We start from the raw sequence: 17,132 nt of genomic DNA, 5'->3' as shown, positions 1-17,132 counted from the left end.
AAATTGGAATTCTATCTTGCTCAAGCTATGTTTTTTTAATAGCTAGCACGATGGTGCAGTAAATAATAAGTAATAGGAATAGATAAATGGAACTTCTTCTACAACCAGGTCAGCTTCAATTAACTGAACTTCGTCATGCATTTTTTAACCCAATTAAAGTCAAACTTGATGCGCAAGCAATTCCTGCAATTCAAGAGAGCGTAGCCTGTGTGGAAAAAATTGTGAACGAAGGGCGCACAGCTTATGGTATTAACACAGGTTTTGGTTTACTTGCATCAACAAAAATTGCACCTGAAGATTTAGAACAATTACAACGTTCGCTTGTACTTTCTCATGCAGCAGGAGTGGGTGAAGCATTAGATGACAGCATGGTTCGATTAATTATGTTGTTAAAAGCAAATAGCTTGGCACGTGGTTTTTCAGGCATTCGTTTAAAGGTAATTGAAGCAATACTTGCTTTAATTAATGCAGAAGTATATCCGCATATCCCATTAAAAGGATCTGTTGGTGCATCGGGAGATTTAGCGCCATTAGCACATATGTCGCTTGTATTACTTGGTGAAAGCAAAGCACGTTATAAAGGTCAATGGTTAGCTGCGAAAGACGCTTTAAAAATTGCAGGTTTAGAACCTATCTCTTTAGCTGCGAAAGAGGGTTTAGCACTTTTAAATGGTACTCAAGTTTCGACAGCTTATGCATTACGAGGCTTATTCGAAGCAGAAGATTTATTTGCAGGTGCAACAGTTTGTGGTGGTTTGAGCGTAGAGGCGATGTTGGGTTCTCGTTCACCATTTGATGCACGTGTACATGCTGTGCGAGGTCAAATTGGTCAAATTGATGTTGCTGCGGCATATCGTGATTTATTAGGCGAACGTAGCGAAATTAGCTTATCACATGAAAATTGTAGCAAAGTTCAAGACCCTTACTCACTTCGTTGTCAGCCTCAAGTTATGGGGGCATGTTTAACACAAATTCGCCAAGCTGCTGAAGTTTTGAGAATCGAATCAAATGCAGTTTCGGATAATCCTTTGGTATTTGCTAAAGAAGGTGATGTTATCTCAGGTGGTAACTTCCATGCAGAACCCGTTGCAATGGCAGCAGATAACTTAGCCTTGGCAATTGCAGAAATTGGATCACTCTCTGAACGTCGTATTTCTATGATGATGGACAGACATATGTCACAGCTTCCTGCATTTCTTGTTGATAATGGTGGAATTAACTCAGGCTTTATGATTGCTCAGGTAACTGCGGCAGCGCTTGCAAGTGATAACAAAGCACTCGCTCATCCTGCAAGTGTGGATAGTCTACCAACTTCAGCAAACCAAGAAGATCATGTATCTATGGCACCAAATGCTGGGAAACGACTGTGGGCGATGGCAGAAAACGTGCGTGGTGTACTTGCTATCGAATGGCTAAGTGCATGTCAGGGTTTAGATTTCCGCAAAGGTCTAAAAACTTCGCCTAAGCTAGAAACGGCAAGAAAAATCCTAAGAGATGAAGTGACTTTTTATAGTGAAGATCGTTTCTTCTCACCTGATATTGAGCGAGCGAGTGAATTATTAGCAAGTGGTCGTTTAAATAGTTTGGTGATTCATCCATTGCTTCCAAGTTTAACAAGCTCAACATAATTTTATGTAGAGCTAGAACCTGTATGGAACAAATAACACAGCAAATTTAATACAAGGTTACATACAAAAAGTTGAATCAATGATGATACAACACAGGGCCACATGATGTGGCCTAAGTAAATAAAAATCTACCTCATGGATTGGAGATGAAAATGTCACAGGATTCCACATTACAACGTGGCTTAAATACCCGTCATATTCGCTTTCTTGCTCTAGGTTCTGCAATTGGCACAGGTTTATTTTATGGTTCGGCGACAGCAATACAAATGGCAGGACCATCTGTACTTATTGCTTATGTAGTCGCGGGTATTGCCATATATATTGTGATGCGTGCATTAGGCGAAATGTCAGTACACAACCCTGTATCAGGGTCATTTAGTCATTATGCAAGTAAATATATAAGTCCTCTTGCTGGTTTCACAACGGGATGGACTTATGTTTTTGAAATGGTCATTGTTGCATTGGCAGATGTGACAGCCTTCGGGATTTACATGGGATTTTGGTATCCAGATGTCCCAAGATGGATTTGGATTTTATCCCTCATTTTATTTCTAGGCGCAATTAACTTAATACACGTAAAAGTCTTTGGTGAATTAGAGTTTTGGTTATCTATATTAAAAGTGAGCGCAATTGTTGCCATGATTTTAGGTGGCTTTGGCTTAATGATTTTTGGATTTAATTCAGACCACGGCACAATTGTTTCAGGCATACAAAACTTATGGATTTATGATGGTTTCATGCCAAATGGTATTGCGGGTTTAGTTGCTTGTTTATCTGTAGTTGTATTTGCTTTTGGTGGTATTGAAATTATTGGTATTACTGCAGGTGAATCTAAAGATCCAAAGACTTCAATTCCTAAAGCAATTAATGCAGTGCCAGTTCGTATTTTATTATTTTATGTACTGACTATATTTGTGTTAATGGCAATTTTCCCTTGGAATCAAATTGGTACACAAGGAAGTCCATTTGTACAAATTTTTGAGAGTTTAGGGATAAGTTCGGCAGCAACCATTTTAAATATTGTGGTCATTTCTGCGGCAATTTCTGCAATTAATAGTGATGTTTTTGGAGCAGGTCGTATGCTCTATGGTATGGCTAAAGAAGGTCAAGCACCAAAGGTATTCACTAAAGTTTCTAAAAATGGTGTGCCATGGATGACGGTTGTTGTTATGGCGGCAGTGCTTTTAATTGGTGTTGTACTGAATTATTTCATTCCAAAAAATATATTCCTGATTATTGCATCAATTGCGACCTTTGCTACAGTTTGGGTCTGGCTCATGATTTTGCTTGCTCAAGTAGGAATGCGACGGAAATTATCGAAAGAAGAAATTAAGCAGCTTGATTTTCCTGTCATAGGCTGGCCATTTGCACCTGCATTTGCAATAGTTTTTATGCTGTTCATTTTGGCAATGATTGGATATTTCCCTGACTCACGTCCCGCAATTTACGTAGGTGGTGTTTGGTTGGCAATCTTATGTGTTGCTTATTATATTAAGATTAAACCTCAAGAAAAAAGGTTAAAAAATCTCCATTCAGCCGAATCTAAATCCGAAGACAATCACTAAATTAAGCTTCGCTCAAAACATAGGTTTTGAGTGAATGGAGGCGAAAGAATGAAAAAACTTTGGATAAACTGCCATATTGCAACCATGGAAAATGCACAATATTCATGCATTGAAAGTGCTGCAATCATTACTGAAGATGAAGCCATTTATTGGATTGGCGAAGAAAAAAATCTTCCGAATATTCAATGTGATGAAACTATTGATTTAAATGGTGCATGGGTGACACCCGGTTTAATTGATTGTCATACACATAGTGTATTTGGTGGCAACCGAAGCGTTGAATTTGAACAGCGTTTACAAGGTCTAAGTTATGCAGAAATTGCTAAAAATGGTGGTGGAATTGCAAGTACTGTAAATGCGACACGTAAAGCAACAGAAGAAGAATTATATAATTCAGCATTAAAACGTGTGCAGAATTTTAGCCGAGAAGGTGTTACGACCATTGAAATTAAATCTGGATACGGTCTAGATTTTGAAAATGAACGTAAAATGCTCAAGGTCATCAAACGATTAGCGGAAACTTTACCACTCACAGTAAAAAGCACATGTTTGGCTGCACACGCTCTGCCTCCAGAATTTCAGGGACGAGCAGATGAATATATTGATTATATTTGCGAGGAAATGCTTCCAAAACTCAATGAAGAAAAACTAGTAGATGCTGTAGATGCATTTTGTGAGCATTTGGCATTTTCACCGGCACAGGTTGAGCGAGTTTTTAAAGTGGCGCAAGCCTTAAACTTACCAATAAAGCTACATGCGGAACAGCTTTCCTCTTTAGGTGGATCGAGCTTAGCGGCAAAGTACCATGCACTATCGGCAGATCATCTGGAATATATGACTGAAGATGATGTTGTAGCCATGGCAAAGTCAGGAACGGTTGCTGTGCTTTTACCCGGTGCTTTTTATATGTTGCGTGAAAAACAATATCCACCTATTCAAAGCTTACTCAATCATGGTGTGAAAATTGCCTTATCAAGTGATTTAAACCCCGGAACATCACCCGTACTTTCACTTCGCTTAATGATGAATATGGGAAGTACATTATTTGGTTTAACACCCGAACAAACTTTAGCGAGTGTCACAATCCATGCGGCTTATGCACTTGGTTTGCAACAAAGTCATGGAAGCTTAGAAGTTGGCAAAATTGCAGATTTTGTTGCCTGGGATATAGAACATCCATCTGAAATTACATATTGGTTGGGTGGAGATTTAAATAAAAAAGTGATTCAAAAAGGTCAAATCATAAAATTTTAAATCAATATTTAATCAATAAGTGAAAACCAAGATGAAAGGGAATGACCGTGAATAATGTATATCAATGGAATGGTCGCCATGATGGTAATGGTGATGAACATTTAAGAATGTATCATGTGATGAATCAATCACAACATGCTAAATTCGCGCTGATTGGTTTTAGTTCTGATGAAGGTGTACGACGTAATCAGGGGCGTATGGGTGCCGCACAAGCACCCGATTTAATACGAAAACAATTGGCGAATTTACCCGTTCATACACCTGTTTCTATAACCGATATGGGAACAATAGCTTGTATTGATAATAATTTAGAACAAGCACAGTCAGAGTTAGCAGATCAAGTTGATTTAGCCTTGCAACAAGGGATGAAACCCATTGTTTTGGGCGGTGGACATGAAGTTGCATTTGGTAGTTTTAGTGGGTTATTTCAACATGTTCAAAAATCCAATGCTGCACAAAAAATAGGGATTATTAATTTTGATGCCCATTTAGATTTGCGAGAAGAAAACCAAGCAACATCGGGTACGCCATTTTTACAGGCAGCTCAACTATCTCAACAGCATCATCAAGAATTTCATTATTTGTGCATTGGCGTTGCTAGACATTCCAATACTAAAAAGCTATTTAATACGGCCAATGATTTGAATTGCCAATATATTTTTGATGATGAAGTTGAACGTCAAAATTTAGAATCTTTATTATTAAAGATTGATTCTTTTATGAAACCGGTTGATGTACTTTACGTTACTGTCGATTTAGATGTTTTTTCTGCTTCAATTGCGCCGGGTGTAAGTGCTCCTGCTGTTAAAGGCATTGAGCTAAGAATATTTGATTTGCTTATTGCTCATATTCAAAACAGTGGAAAAGTGAGGTTATTAGATATTGCCGAGTGCAATCCTAATTTTGACCAAGATCAACGAACAGCAAAACTAGCAGCATATATAGTTTATAACTTCATTTCGCATGATTTGTAGTATTGGATGAGTAATTGTCAATTAATTGATTTAGTTATATTTATAAGTGAAAACTATTTTTAAAAAGCCACGCTTTGAAGTGGCTTTTTAAATTATGCATTTTGAATAAAAAATGTATTTGACTATAGTTTAATAAATTTATATTGATCAGTTTCTTAGATTGGTTGCTTCAGTAGAGTAAACTTTTCGTATCCAAATATTCAGATGTAAAAAGCGATTTAATGAAATATTACAAATAGAATTACCAAGAAAAAACTAATAAGGAAAAGATGAATTAATGACACGGAAAAGGGAAATTGCCTTAATTCATCTTTAATTCATACTGAGATTGTACCGAACAGAGGAACATCTCAAATGAAACATACACGCATTAGAACATTCAATACAAAAGTAACTTATCCAGAACAAAACTTAGATAACGATTTATGCCAAGCCGTTGTTGCTCGTGGTAGTACGGTATTTTTACGTGGTCAAATTGGTCAAAACCTAGATACTTCAGAAAGCGTGTGCATTGGCGATGTTGCAGGTCAAGCCGAACAAGCGATGTACAACATCAAAATGTTACTCGAAGAAGCGGGTGGCGAGTTAGAAGATATTTGCAAAATCACCATTTATATTATTGATCCTCGCTACCGTGAAGATGTTTACCGTGTTGTAGGTAAATGGCTTAAAGGTGTATTCCCAGTTTCAACAGGAATTGTCGTATCTGCACTTGCTCGACCTGAGTGGTTGGTCGAAATTGATGCAACAGCAGTCATCCCAGACTAACTAAATAAAAAAGGAAACTGCCTATGACATTTTCAATTATTGCTCGTTGCAATAAAACGGGGCAATTTGGAGGAGCTATTAGTTCTTCCTCTCCAGCTGTTGCAGCACGGTGCATTCAAGCCAAAGCTGGAGTGGGAGTTGCTACATCTCAGAACATTACAGATCCATACTTGGCAAACATTTTGCTAGATATGACCAAGTATGATCTGGCTCCAGAAGAATCTATTGCAGAATTGGTCAAAAATACTGACTTTATTGAGTATCGTCAGCTATCTGTGATTAATTCTGATGAAAAACCTGCTGCATTTAGTGGCGAGTATACATTAGGTGTTCATTCTCAGTGCGTAGGAGAGCATGCTGTTGGTGCAGGAAATCTTCTTGAAAATGAAGATGTTCCAAAAGCAATGGTAGATGCTTTTCATCAAGCAACTGGAAGTTTGGCTGAACGTTTGATGATTGCGCTACAAGCAGGTTTAGCCGTAGGTGGGGAAGCGGGTCCAGTTCATTCTGCAGGTCTTTTAGTTGTCGATAAACTGGAATGGCCTGTCATTAATTTACGAGTTGATTGGTCTGAAACTCCAATTGAAGATTTATATCAACTTTGGAAAGTTTATGAACCGCAAGTTGAAGATTATGTTGTTCGTGCGCTCAATCCATCAGGCTCTCCAAGCTATGGTGTACCAGGTAGTGAATAATTCTTCATCAAGCGCTTATCAAGGATGCAACAGTGCTAAACAGAATATCATTACGTCAAATGCAATATTTCGTTGCTACTGCAGAAAGCGGTAGCATCATTATTGCTTCGGAGAAAATTCACGTTTCTTCGCCATCTATTTCAGCAGCAATTGCACATATAGAATCTGAATTGCAGGTTCAGTTATTTATTCGCCAACATGCTAAGGGGTTAAGCGTTACGGCAATTGGCGAAAAAGTGATGCAAGAATGTAAATATATTTTAAGTCAGGCTGGGAATTTATATTCTTTAGCAGCAGATTTTTCAGGATCAATTCGTGGTCCATTAAAGCTTGGATGTTTTACTGCATTTTCACCGATGATTTATGCAGAAATTATTCATGGTTTTACGAATTTATATAAAAGTGTCAATTTAGAATTATGCGAAGATGATCAGCAAGTTTTACTCAATAGCTTGGTTCGAAATGAGTTAGATGTTGTTTTAACTTACGATTTAAATATTGACCACGATCTTATCAATTTTGAATCTTTAGCTGTTTTGCCTGCGCATGTTCTTGTAAGTGAAGCACATCCCTTAGCGAAAAATGTTGCGGTGACTTTAGAAGAGCTAGCAGAACATCCAATGGTATTACTCGATATGCCATTTAGTAATGATTATTTTATTTCTTTATTCCGAAATCATAAATTAAGCCCAAAAGTGGCACATTCATCTCGTCATGTTGATGTTGTACGTTCAATGGTTGCTAATAATTTGGGATATACCATTTTAAATGTACGTCCGAAAAACAATTATTCTTTAGATGGAAAGCGCCTTGTGCGTTTGCGTCTTGCAGGTGAGCATCGTCCTATGAAAATAGGTTTAGCGACGGCTAAAAATGCAACATTAAATACGGTTTCTCAAGCATTTATTAGTCGTTGTCGTGCATTTTTATCTAATCAATATATCCCTGGAATGGGAGATGCGCATTTCTTTGATCCGCATGTTCGTATGAAGCGTGTTGTGGAGGAGGCTTAAATTTATGAACGATTTTAATAGTATTGCTCTCTTGTCTAAACTTATAGCATTCGATACCACATCATATAAGAGCAATTTAGATTTCATTTTATTTATTAAAGAATTATTTGAGCAAAATAGCATTCAAGTCGAATTGAATTTTAATGCTGAAAAAAACAAAGCAAATTTATTGGCAAGTATTGGACCATTAGATCAGGCGGGAATTATTTTATCGGGGCATTCAGATGTTGTCCCTATTGAAGGGCAACAGTGGGATACACCTGCTTTTGAAGCAACTCACAAAAATGGCAATATTTATGGACGTGGCACAGCAGATATGAAAGGCTTTTTAGCCTGTGCAGTGATCACAATGCTAAAAGCTTCTAAACTTGAATTAAAAAGACCACTGCATTTATGTATTTCTTATGATGAAGAGATTGGTTGCATTGGTGTACGTAGAATTCTAGATCAACTCGCATCAACGCTTATTTCTCCAATTATGTGTGTCATTGGTGAACCAACCATGATGCAACTTGCATTGGCACATAAAGGAAAAACTGTATTTCGAGCACAATGTTGTGGGGAAGAAGGGCATTCTGCTTTAGCACCGAATTACGTTAATGCGATTCATGTAGCAAGTAAATTGGTGGAATCTTTACAAAATGTTCAGCAATATTTAAGGGAACAAGGTCAACAAGATTCAGGCTATGACATTCCTTACACCACTGTACATGTAGGAAAAATTGCAGGTGGAACGGCATTAAATATTGTGCCTAATTCATGTGTTGTAGATTATGAAATTCGACATTTAGCACAAGATAATAGCTTAGATATTCAGCAGAAAATTATTGAAAATATTAAACAAGATTTTCAAATTCATATTGATGTGGAGGAGGTTAATCAGTATCCGGGATTAAAAACATCTTCAACCATTGAGGCTGTTCAATTTATTCAGAAACTATTGCCTGAAAGTACATCTATTGGAAATATTTCTTTTGGTACGGAAGGTGGTTTGTTGCAAGGTGCGCTGAATTGTCCTGTGGTGGTTTGTGGGCCAGGTGATATTGCTGTAGCGCATAAACCCAATGAGTATGTTGCGGTAGATCAGCTGAATCAATGTGATATTTTCTTAGAAAAGATATTAATTAGTTTGCAAGTATGATTATTTTAAAATAATATTTGTATGTTAATTAATTTGTGTGTATAAATATTTAAAAATATTTTTTTAAATAAATTAATTTATGCATTATTTTAATGCATTTTTATTTACTAAATTAAAGATCAATTATTATATTGGTCTTTTTTATTGCTTAAAAAAAACAACATTAATGACTCAATTTTTCAAAATTACTTATTTATATAAATTCCGATATAACAAAGGAAAGAGATAAGAATCATGTAAGTGAGGTTTTGAATGGATTTTAATTGGGCATACACATTCAGTTTGTTTTCACATAAAAGTTTTTGGCTTGCAACATGGACAGTAATTGAACTTAGTGTTTTGGTCTGGGTGATTGGCATTGTGTTGGGGTTTATCTTGGCATTTGCAAAACAATCCAAATTCAAAGCTGTAGCATGGGCAAGTGATTTATATATTTGGTTTTTTAGAAGCTTACCTTTATTGGTTTTACTTGTATTTACCTATAATTTGCCACAAATTTTCCCTGCATCGAGCATTGTTTTAGCATCACCTTTTATTGCGGGTTTACTTGCCATGACTTTAAGTGAGGCAGCTTATATTGCAGAAATTCACCGTGGTGGTTTAACTGCAATTCATAAAGGTCAAATTGAAGCAGGTAAAGCATTAGGCATTAAATACTCAGGTATTCAGCGTTTAATTGTTATTCCACAAGCATTTCGGGTGGCATTACCTGCACTTGGAAACGAATATGTTTCAATTGTGAAATTAACATCTTTAGTCTCTGTTATTTCTTTAACTGAAATTTTATTAGTAGGACAACGCCTATATACGCAAAACTTTTTGGTTATGGAAACGATGCTTGCAGTTGCGTTTTACTATGTTTTAATTGTGACTTTATTTGGTTGGTTACTGGGTTGGTTTGAAAGAAAGATTGATATTACCAACCGTAAGCCCGGGTTGTTAGAAGACAATGATCCATTGAATCAACTTCCTATTGCATCGGTACGCGCACGTAAAGAAATTTCAACAGATCAAGCTGGAAAGTATGCGCTAGAAGCAATTGATATTCATAAATCTTACGGTAATCAAGACGTTCTTAAAGGCATAGATTTAAAAGTAAAATGGGGCGAAGTCATTTCAATTATTGGGCCATCAGGTTCAGGAAAAACAACACTTATTCGTACTTTAAATGGTTTAGAAACTTTAAATAAAGGAACTGTGAACTTATTGGGGCAACCCTTTTTAAAAGATCAGGAAATTACAGAACATTCACCTGAATACAAAAAGCAGATTATTCACGTGGGAATGGTTTTCCAAAGCTTTAATTTATTTCCGCATAAAACAATTTTAGAAAACGTGATGCTTGCGCCTTTGTACCACAACTTAGGAACAGTATTAGACAGCAAAATTACAGCACTTGCGATGCTTGAAAAAGTAGGCATGAAGCAACATGCGAATAAATATCCGCATCAACTTTCGGGTGGTCAACAACAACGTGTTGCAATTGCCCGTGCTTTGGCAATGCAACCATCCATTATTTTATTTGATGAGCCAACTTCGGCACTCGATCCTGAGCTTGTAAATGAAGTACTTAAAGTTATTGAAGAGCTAGCAAGTGAAGGTTTAACAATGATTATTGTGACACATGAAATGCGTTTTGCATTTAAAGTTTCAGATCGTGTGGTATTTATGGAAGGTGGTCATGTTATTTTAAATGATGCTCCAGAAATATTGGAAAAATCAGAAAATGAACGTTTCCAAAGATTTATTTCGAAAGAGTAATGAAAACTATATTTAATAAAAGCAGCTATTTTGGCTGCTTTTTTATATTCATAAAGATGTACTTTGGATAATTTTTATTTTTATAAAGCTTTGCATTAAAAAATCCTAATCGGATTATTAAAAATAATCATCTATATTTTAATTACAGAATAAATGAATACTTAACTTTGGGGAAATGTAATGAAAAATAAATCAATTTTAGTCGGTGCTCTTGTTGGTAGCTTATTCTTAACAGCTTGTGCAAAAAAAGATGAAACAGCTTCAACCGAATCAACTGCTAAAAAATCTGTAACTGTAGGTTCAGACTTAACATTTCCACCGTATGAGTTTTTAAAAGATGGTGTACCTAGTGGTGTCAGCGTTGAAATTATGGAAAAAATTGCGGAAGTTGATGGCACGTATAAACCTGAATGGATTGACACCCGTTGGGCAAACTTAATTCCAGGTTTGAAAGGTGAGAAATTCGATATTTTATTTTCCTCGATGTACATCACCAAAGAACGTCTTGAACAAATTGACATGATCCCATACTACAAAACGGATATTTCATTGTTGGTATTGAGCGATTCTAAGCTAGATCCAAAAGGACCAAACGATTTATGTGGTCGCACAGTTGGTGCAATGAAAGGCACGGCATTTTCTGCACAAGTACAAGAAATTTCAAAAGAACGTTGTGTCGCTCAAGGGAAACCTGCAATGACCATTCGTGAATTTGAAACATCACCACAAACAACACAAGCATTGCTTGCTCATGCTGTAGAAATTCAATATGACGATGCGGCTGTGCTTAAAGCCGCAGAAAGTCATTTAGCTGGAAAAGTCAAAATCACATCTACTGAAGAATTTTTCCCAACTGTAGGGGGAATTGGTATTCGTAAAGGTGATACTGCGACGTATAAATTAATTGAAGATGGCATTAACAAAATTAAAGCATCGGGTGATTTCGAAAAAATCTTGGCTTCTTATGGTTTAAAAGCACCAACAGATGAAGACATTAAAGCTGTGATGAATAAATAATGATGAAGTGATAAGGAAACTAAAATGTTAAACCAAACACAAATAGATCAATTTCATAAAGATGGTTTTTTAGTTGTTGAAAATGTTTTAAGCCAAGATGAACTATTAGGCTTAAGAGCTCAACTTGAATCTTGGGTAGATGAAAGCCGTGATTATACAGAAGCATATGGCGAAACAATTGATGGTCGTTCACGCTTTGATGTCGATCCAACAGACCATAGTGCCGATCATCCATCATTAAGACGTGTAAGTTCTCCAACAGAAATTTCAGATGCTTATTTTGAAACAGCGATTCACTCAAGTATGGCGGAAATGGCAGGTCAGCTTATTGGTGGAAGTGGAACACGTTTTCATCATAGTAAAGTGAATGCAAAACTTCCACATACGGCAACAACTGTAAAATGGCATCAAGACTTTCCATTCACACCACATACCAATGACGACATGATTACTGCATTGCTCATGGTGGGAGAGGTGACTGCTGAAAATGGTCCTTTACAAGTGATTCCGGGTAGTCATAAAGGTGAGTTGTATAACCATTGGCAAGATGGACGATTCACAGGAAAAGTAGAAGATACTGTAGAGGCTGAAAAGTGCCAAAAATATGTATCATGTGTAGGTTCTGAGGGTTCCGTTTGCTTTATGCATACACGCTTACTTCATGCATCGGGTGCGAATAATACAGAGCTGCCACGTTATTTATTTATTACGGTTTATGCTGCTGAAGATGCCGTTGCATTGTCAGATAACCCATTACCAAGCGTACATCAAGGACAATTGGTGTATGGTGTGGAAAGTGGTCAAGTGCGTATGTCTGAAAATCAATTAAGACTTCCACAAAAACCAAAAGGTGCATCTTTCTTTGTGCAACAAGCGGGTTTAGAAATGGCTTAACCAATGTAGATCAACAAAAAGTAAATAAAGAAAAAGAGCTTCAATTGAAGCTCTTTTTTATATGTTAATCGAATGAAAAAAATTAATAGATTAATTCATAAAACTTGGGTCTTCTTGGGCTAAAATATCTTTCATTTCTTCAAAATGTGCAATGCTGAAATCTTCAATTTTTACCCAATCTTGAGCGGTTTTCTCAGCAACATCATCACCTAGAATATTCAAGGTTTGTCCTGTTGAATAGGCATTTATTAAAATTTGGCTAGCACGTTCAAAAGTGTACATATCATCAAAAGCAATACCAATATCATGTGAACCAATCAGTACGCCATGATTGCCCATCAATAGGCGAGTATTATCTTTTAATAAAGCTGCTAAACGCTGACCTTCTGCAAGCTGATCTGCCATTCCGCTATAGTTTGAATCGTAAGAAACACGATTGAAATAGCGTGCGCTGTTTTGTTCAATAGGTAGTAAAGTTGGATTTTTTAAACAAGAAAGTGCAGTGGCATAAATAGGGTGTAAATGCATAATAACTTTAATGTCTGGACGTAATTTGTGGATTTGTCCATGAATAGCCCAAGCAGTTGAATCAATTTTTCCTTTCTCAAAACTTGCAGAATCATCGGCATGAACCAAAATTAAGTCACTGGCTTTCACCTTCGAAAAATGCACCCATTTAGGGTTCAATAAAAATGATTTCCCATCTTCCGAAACTGCTGCACTAAAGTGGTTTGCAACGGCTTCATGCATACCTAATTTTGCACTTAAACGAAGCGCTGCAGCTAAATCTATGCGTATTTGTGATTCACTTTTCATTTAAGTTATCTCATTGGAATTTATAAAAATTCTAAATTGTTTTAGCTATTTGTTTGCATCGCTTTTTTAAGATTACTAGCACGGAAATTCAAAATTACTTTATGAAAAAAACTCACGTATAACATTTTTAAGCCAATTAAAAATGTGTCATGGGAGTTTCAAAATGAATGCAATGTTAAAGATGAAACCGCTTGTTGCAGCAGTATGTTTAGTTTGGGGATTAACTGCATGTAGCGAAAAAACTGAATCAAAAGCAGAAGATAAAACGGAAACGACTGCAAAGGTTTATCAAATTGGTAGTGATATGACTTTCCCTCCATTTGAGTCTATTGAAAATGATCAGCCTGTTGGTTTTGATATTGATATTGCGAATGGAATATTTGCTAATTCAGGTGAAACTGCCAAGTTTGTAGACAGCCGTTTTTCTAATTTAATTACAGGTTTAGAGGCGAAGAAATTTGATTTAGTAATGTCAGCTTTATACATCACAAAAGAGCGTTTAGAAAAAGTAGACATGGTTCCGTATTACATGACAACGGAAGCATTAATTGCACTTTCAGACTCACCTTATCAACCGAAAACACGTGATGATTTATGCGGAAAAACCATCTCAGCACAAAAAGGTTCAATGTTCCCAAAACAATTACATGAAATGTCTGCTGAAAGTTGTGTTGCTAAAGGCAAAGGCGCAATTACCGTTCGTGAATTTGATACATCACCTGAATCTGTACAAGCATTGTTAGCAAAAGCGGTAGATGCACATTATGACGATGCGAGTGTTGCGAAAAGTACGGTAGATAAACTGAAAGGTCGTATCCAAATTAGTTCTACAGAACCGTTCTTTCCTGTGCTTGGTGGTATTGCGATACCAAAAGGAAATGCTGAAATGCTTGAAAAAGTGAAGTCAGGCTTAGATGCAATGAAGAAATCGGGTGAATACGACAAGCTCATCGCGAAATATAACTTACAAGCACCATCCGATGAAGAAGTGCAAAAGTATATGCCTCAATAATTTATTCAACCGAATTAATCGTTTTTTAATCAGCTCTTAAATGAGAACATCATTATGCAAAAAAATGCGTTAAATAAATGTATCGCACTCGTAGTTTTAGGGTGCTTGGGGACTCCAGCTGTAGCAGCAGATTTAAAAATTGGTAATCCTGAAACAGATTTGGGGGAACTTTCAGTTTCAGGTTTTTTACGTGCTAAATACCAAGATAAAAGCTGGTCTGATAGCGACCATAAATTAACTTTTGATGCTGCTAAAATTAATGTGGACTATAAGTCACCAAAAATATTTGGACATATTGAATACCGTTGTTATCAGTTTGATAAGTTATGTGATTTTTCTACACTTGTAGATACGTATGCAGGTTATAACTTTAATGATAATCACTTGGTACAAGCAGGTTTACAAGCTGTACCATTTGGTCCAGGTCGTTTTTGGGAAAGTAATAACTATGGCGGTATAATCACCCAAATTGGTCTAGAAGATGTTCATAATTTAGGTTTGAAATATCAGGGTAAATTTGATTCAGGAACCAAAGTTGAACTTGCTTATTTTGTAGGTGATGGTGGTAACTATGGCGGTTCTTCTAAAGATGCAAGCAGATACTCATCAAATTATGTAAACCCTAATACATCTGGCAATGCACATTTAGATGAAAAGAATATGTTTGTTGTTCGTGTGCAACAAGATATTGGTGGATTACCCGAAGGTTTAAGTTCTAATGTGGGCGCATCTTATTGGTATTCAGATATTGATAATAAAACGTACAACGCAACAGGTGATCGTAAAGCTTGGGCGCTATTTGGGAACCTTGCTTACAACGATTTAGCAGTTAGCTTAACTGTAGGTCAAAATGATGTAGATAATAAAGATCCGATTAATCCAAAATCATCTTTAATGGGATCATTTGATGATAACTACATGGTTGCGAATAAAGGAACTTTTTATACAGCTGATGTGAGTTATACCTTTAAAGATGTAGGTAAGTTTGACTCGATCAGCACTTATGCGATGTATAGCAGCTACGATAAAGATGAAAAAGGCTATGCAACGTCTACACGTAATATTATTGGTGCAGCAGCAAGTTATAAGGACTTAACATTCTATGCTGAATATATTCTAGGTAAAAATGATGCGATGTTAAGTACAGCATCAGGGTTTGATGATGCTTATGCTTCTGGTGGAGATAAAGGCACAAATAAACAGGTGAATTTACAAGTTTCATATAGCTTCTAAGTGTTCATTTAGTTTTAGCTTTAAACACCGCATAAAGAAATTTATGCGGTGTTTTTATTTTATAAGTATGAATTTTAAAACTCTATTCACTAATTTAATCCTAATGCTGAAAATAATTGAGCTAGGAAAAAGCGCTATATAGCTATGCAATACATGTTTTCTTGGATTTTGTTGTATTACTTTAAATCTAATGTTTTTCAATTAAATATGCATTATGCGAAGAGCTAATAATAGGGGCGTTGTGGTGATCTAAATTCGAGTAAGAATCAACTAAAAACATAAAAATATTAGATGTATTCTGAGTTGATGTAACACTCGATTGTTAATGGATAGGTTGTAAAAGAAGTTGCAAACCTCATTTTCTTTTATACCTAAAATATTACTCATAGGTAGCTCTTTTTAATGAATTTATGTGGTAAATCTGGGTTTATTACATAAATGTGACATATATTGCGATTGAAATTTAAAAAAAGAACTAAATCAAATATTAGGTTTTAGAGTTAAAACCTCGCTTAAAAAACCATCTATACTGATTAACTTGTTTAAAAACATATAGATATTATGAGATATGTGTGGTGTTTATGCTTAAAATAATAATTACCCTATAAATATAGTGTAGTTTATTTAAATTATATATTAAGTAATTTTTACATAAAAAACAAATCCTTACTTTTTATGTGTGATTATTGAACGCAACTTTACCCTGTAAGTAACTTCTTGTAAGTACTATGCGTAGACCGTTTGGTAAACAATTTTTTTAATAATTACAGGGTATTCTTATGAAAATTAATGCATTAAATTTAACTCTATTATCAACAGTTTTATGTTCAGCTACAGCATTTGCTGCTGATCCTATAACCGTTAATGGTGGAACTGTGCATTTTACGGGTGAGTTGGTAAATGCAGCATGTGCTGTTAGCACAGCATCTGCAAATCAAACTGTTGAGTTAGGTCAATACCGCACAGCTTCATTAGCAGAAGCTGGTAAAAAAACAACACCTGTACCGTTTAAAATTCAACTAGTTGATTGTGATCCTACTGTTCAGGCGACAGCGGCTGTTGCTTTTTATGGTCAAACTTCTGATGTAAATCCAGAACTACTATCTGTATCTGCTGGCGGTACTAATGCAACAGCTGCACAGAATGTTGGTATTGAAGTTGCTGATGATAAATCTAAAATTTTAGGTTTTAGTGGTAAGGATTTCTCTAACCCTAAAACTTTATTAGAAGGTAATAACGATCTTAACTTTACTGCACGTTATGTATCTACTGGTACAGCGACTCCAGGTACAGCAAATGCTGATGCAACTTTCGTTGTTAAGTATGAATAAATAATCATTATCTAGGGCGTGTCATCAATT

At 36.0% G+C, this 17,132-nt stretch carries 15 protein-coding genes and 1 pseudogene; 15 read left to right on the top strand and 1 reads right to left on the bottom strand.

All coding sequences use genetic code 11. The features are described 5' to 3' along the window. Window positions 1-86: 86 nt before the first annotated feature. From hutH to A6M14_RS05950, 12 genes and pseudogenes are all read left to right on the top strand, one after another. Window positions 87-1,628 (top strand): histidine ammonia-lyase, encoded by a 1,542-nt coding sequence (gene hutH / locus A6M14_RS06000; RefSeq protein WP_152874089.1) that lies wholly within the window; start codon window positions 87-89, stop codon window positions 1,626-1,628. Between the two features lie 152 nt (window positions 1,629-1,780). Next, window positions 1,781-3,193 carry an amino acid permease gene (locus A6M14_RS05995; RefSeq protein ID WP_152874088.1) on the top strand — a complete coding sequence of 471 codons (1,413 nt, stop codon included), beginning with the start codon at window positions 1,781-1,783 and terminating at the stop codon, window positions 3,191-3,193. 48 nt (window positions 3,194-3,241) lie between these two features. After that, on the top strand, window positions 3,242-4,447 hold the full coding sequence (hutI, locus tag A6M14_RS05990; protein WP_152874087.1) for an imidazolonepropionase: 1,206 nt from the start codon (window positions 3,242-3,244) through the stop codon (window positions 4,445-4,447). 47 nt (window positions 4,448-4,494) lie between these two features. Then, window positions 4,495-5,421, top strand: coding sequence for a formimidoylglutamase (hutG, locus tag A6M14_RS05985; RefSeq protein WP_188110865.1), 927 nt, complete (start codon window positions 4,495-4,497; stop codon window positions 5,419-5,421). A 354-nt stretch (window positions 5,422-5,775) separates the two neighbouring features. Continuing rightward, a complete protein-coding gene (locus A6M14_RS05980) occupies window positions 5,776-6,189 on the top strand; it encodes a RidA family protein (protein WP_152874085.1) in 414 nt (137 codons plus the stop codon). A gap of 23 nt (window positions 6,190-6,212) precedes the next feature. Next, the gene (locus tag A6M14_RS05975; protein WP_152874084.1) at window positions 6,213-6,884 is read left to right on the top strand and encodes a DUF1028 domain-containing protein; all 672 of its coding nucleotides are present in this window, start codon (window positions 6,213-6,215) and stop codon (window positions 6,882-6,884) included. A 32-nt stretch (window positions 6,885-6,916) separates the two neighbouring features. Next, window positions 6,917-7,897 carry a LysR substrate-binding domain-containing protein gene (locus tag A6M14_RS05970; RefSeq protein WP_188110864.1) on the top strand — a complete coding sequence of 327 codons (981 nt, stop codon included), beginning with the start codon at window positions 6,917-6,919 and terminating at the stop codon, window positions 7,895-7,897. Between the two features lie 4 nt (window positions 7,898-7,901). Then, window positions 7,902-9,038: an acetylornithine deacetylase gene (gene argE / locus A6M14_RS05965; RefSeq protein ID WP_152874083.1), complete on the top strand. Its 1,137-nt coding sequence runs from the start codon at window positions 7,902-7,904 to the stop codon at window positions 9,036-9,038. A 252-nt stretch (window positions 9,039-9,290) separates the two neighbouring features. Then, a pseudogene (locus A6M14_RS14390) lies at window positions 9,291-9,941 on the top strand (amino acid ABC transporter permease); the annotation flags it as partial. A 96-nt stretch (window positions 9,942-10,037) separates the two neighbouring features. Then, window positions 10,038-10,799 (top strand): amino acid ABC transporter ATP-binding protein, encoded by a 762-nt coding sequence (locus A6M14_RS14385; RefSeq protein WP_378226774.1) that lies wholly within the window; start codon window positions 10,038-10,040, stop codon window positions 10,797-10,799. A gap of 180 nt (window positions 10,800-10,979) precedes the next feature. Next, window positions 10,980-11,816, top strand: a complete 837-nt coding sequence (locus A6M14_RS05955) for an ABC transporter substrate-binding protein (RefSeq protein ID WP_152874081.1) — start codon at window positions 10,980-10,982, stop codon at window positions 11,814-11,816. Window positions 11,817-11,840: 24 nt separating this feature from the next. Beyond that, window positions 11,841-12,710 (top strand): phytanoyl-CoA dioxygenase family protein, encoded by an 870-nt coding sequence (locus A6M14_RS05950; RefSeq protein ID WP_152874080.1) that lies wholly within the window; start codon window positions 11,841-11,843, stop codon window positions 12,708-12,710. A 90-nt stretch (window positions 12,711-12,800) separates the two neighbouring features. On the opposite strand, the gene A6M14_RS05945 is transcribed toward A6M14_RS05950, so the two are convergent. Further along, window positions 12,801-13,526: a class II aldolase and adducin N-terminal domain-containing protein gene (locus A6M14_RS05945; protein ID WP_152874079.1), complete on the bottom strand. Its 726-nt coding sequence runs from the start codon at window positions 13,524-13,526 to the stop codon at window positions 12,801-12,803. A 163-nt stretch (window positions 13,527-13,689) separates the two neighbouring features. Between A6M14_RS05945 and A6M14_RS05940 the strand changes: the two genes are divergently transcribed. From A6M14_RS05940 to fimA, 3 genes are all read left to right on the top strand, one after another. Next, window positions 13,690-14,538, top strand: a complete 849-nt coding sequence (locus A6M14_RS05940) for an ABC transporter substrate-binding protein (RefSeq protein WP_152874078.1) — start codon at window positions 13,690-13,692, stop codon at window positions 14,536-14,538. A 54-nt stretch (window positions 14,539-14,592) separates the two neighbouring features. Beyond that, window positions 14,593-15,771 carry a hypothetical protein gene (locus tag A6M14_RS05935; protein WP_228720279.1) on the top strand — a complete coding sequence of 393 codons (1,179 nt, stop codon included), beginning with the start codon at window positions 14,593-14,595 and terminating at the stop codon, window positions 15,769-15,771. Window positions 15,772-16,550: 779 nt separating this feature from the next. Next, window positions 16,551-17,102: a type 1 fimbrial major subunit FimA gene (fimA, locus tag A6M14_RS05930; protein ID WP_152874077.1), complete on the top strand. Its 552-nt coding sequence runs from the start codon at window positions 16,551-16,553 to the stop codon at window positions 17,100-17,102. Window positions 17,103-17,132 lie beyond the last annotated feature (30 nt).

This window comes from Acinetobacter portensis (assembly GCF_009372215.1).
GTDB classification, from domain to species: Bacteria; Pseudomonadota; Gammaproteobacteria; order Pseudomonadales; family Moraxellaceae; genus Acinetobacter; species Acinetobacter portensis.
The sequence above is the reverse complement of the archived record's forward strand: the minus strand, read 5'-3'. Positions and strand labels throughout refer to the sequence as shown.

Excerpts from the sequence above, each read along its gene's own strand:
- hutH (WP_152874089.1), top strand. The coding sequence starts at position 87 with ATGGAACTTCTTCTACAACCAGGTCAGCTTCAATTAACTGAACTTCGT.
- A6M14_RS05995 (WP_152874088.1), top strand. The coding sequence starts at position 1,781 with ATGTCACAGGATTCCACATTACAACGTGGCTTAAATACCCGTCATATT.
- hutI (WP_152874087.1), top strand. The coding sequence starts at position 3,242 with ATGAAAAAACTTTGGATAAACTGCCATATTGCAACCATGGAAAATGCA.
- A6M14_RS05980 (WP_152874085.1), top strand. The coding sequence starts at position 5,776 with ATGAAACATACACGCATTAGAACATTCAATACAAAAGTAACTTATCCA.
- A6M14_RS05975 (WP_152874084.1), top strand. The coding sequence starts at position 6,213 with ATGACATTTTCAATTATTGCTCGTTGCAATAAAACGGGGCAATTTGGA.
- argE (WP_152874083.1), top strand. The coding sequence starts at position 7,902 with ATGAACGATTTTAATAGTATTGCTCTCTTGTCTAAACTTATAGCATTC.
- A6M14_RS05955 (WP_152874081.1), top strand. The coding sequence starts at position 10,980 with ATGAAAAATAAATCAATTTTAGTCGGTGCTCTTGTTGGTAGCTTATTC.
- A6M14_RS05950 (WP_152874080.1), top strand. The coding sequence starts at position 11,841 with ATGTTAAACCAAACACAAATAGATCAATTTCATAAAGATGGTTTTTTA.
- A6M14_RS05945 (WP_152874079.1), bottom strand. The coding sequence starts at position 13,526 with ATGAAAAGTGAATCACAAATACGCATAGATTTAGCTGCAGCGCTTCGT.
- A6M14_RS05940 (WP_152874078.1), top strand. The coding sequence starts at position 13,690 with ATGAATGCAATGTTAAAGATGAAACCGCTTGTTGCAGCAGTATGTTTA.
- A6M14_RS05935 (WP_228720279.1), top strand. The coding sequence starts at position 14,593 with ATGCAAAAAAATGCGTTAAATAAATGTATCGCACTCGTAGTTTTAGGG.
- fimA (WP_152874077.1), top strand. The coding sequence starts at position 16,551 with ATGAAAATTAATGCATTAAATTTAACTCTATTATCAACAGTTTTATGT.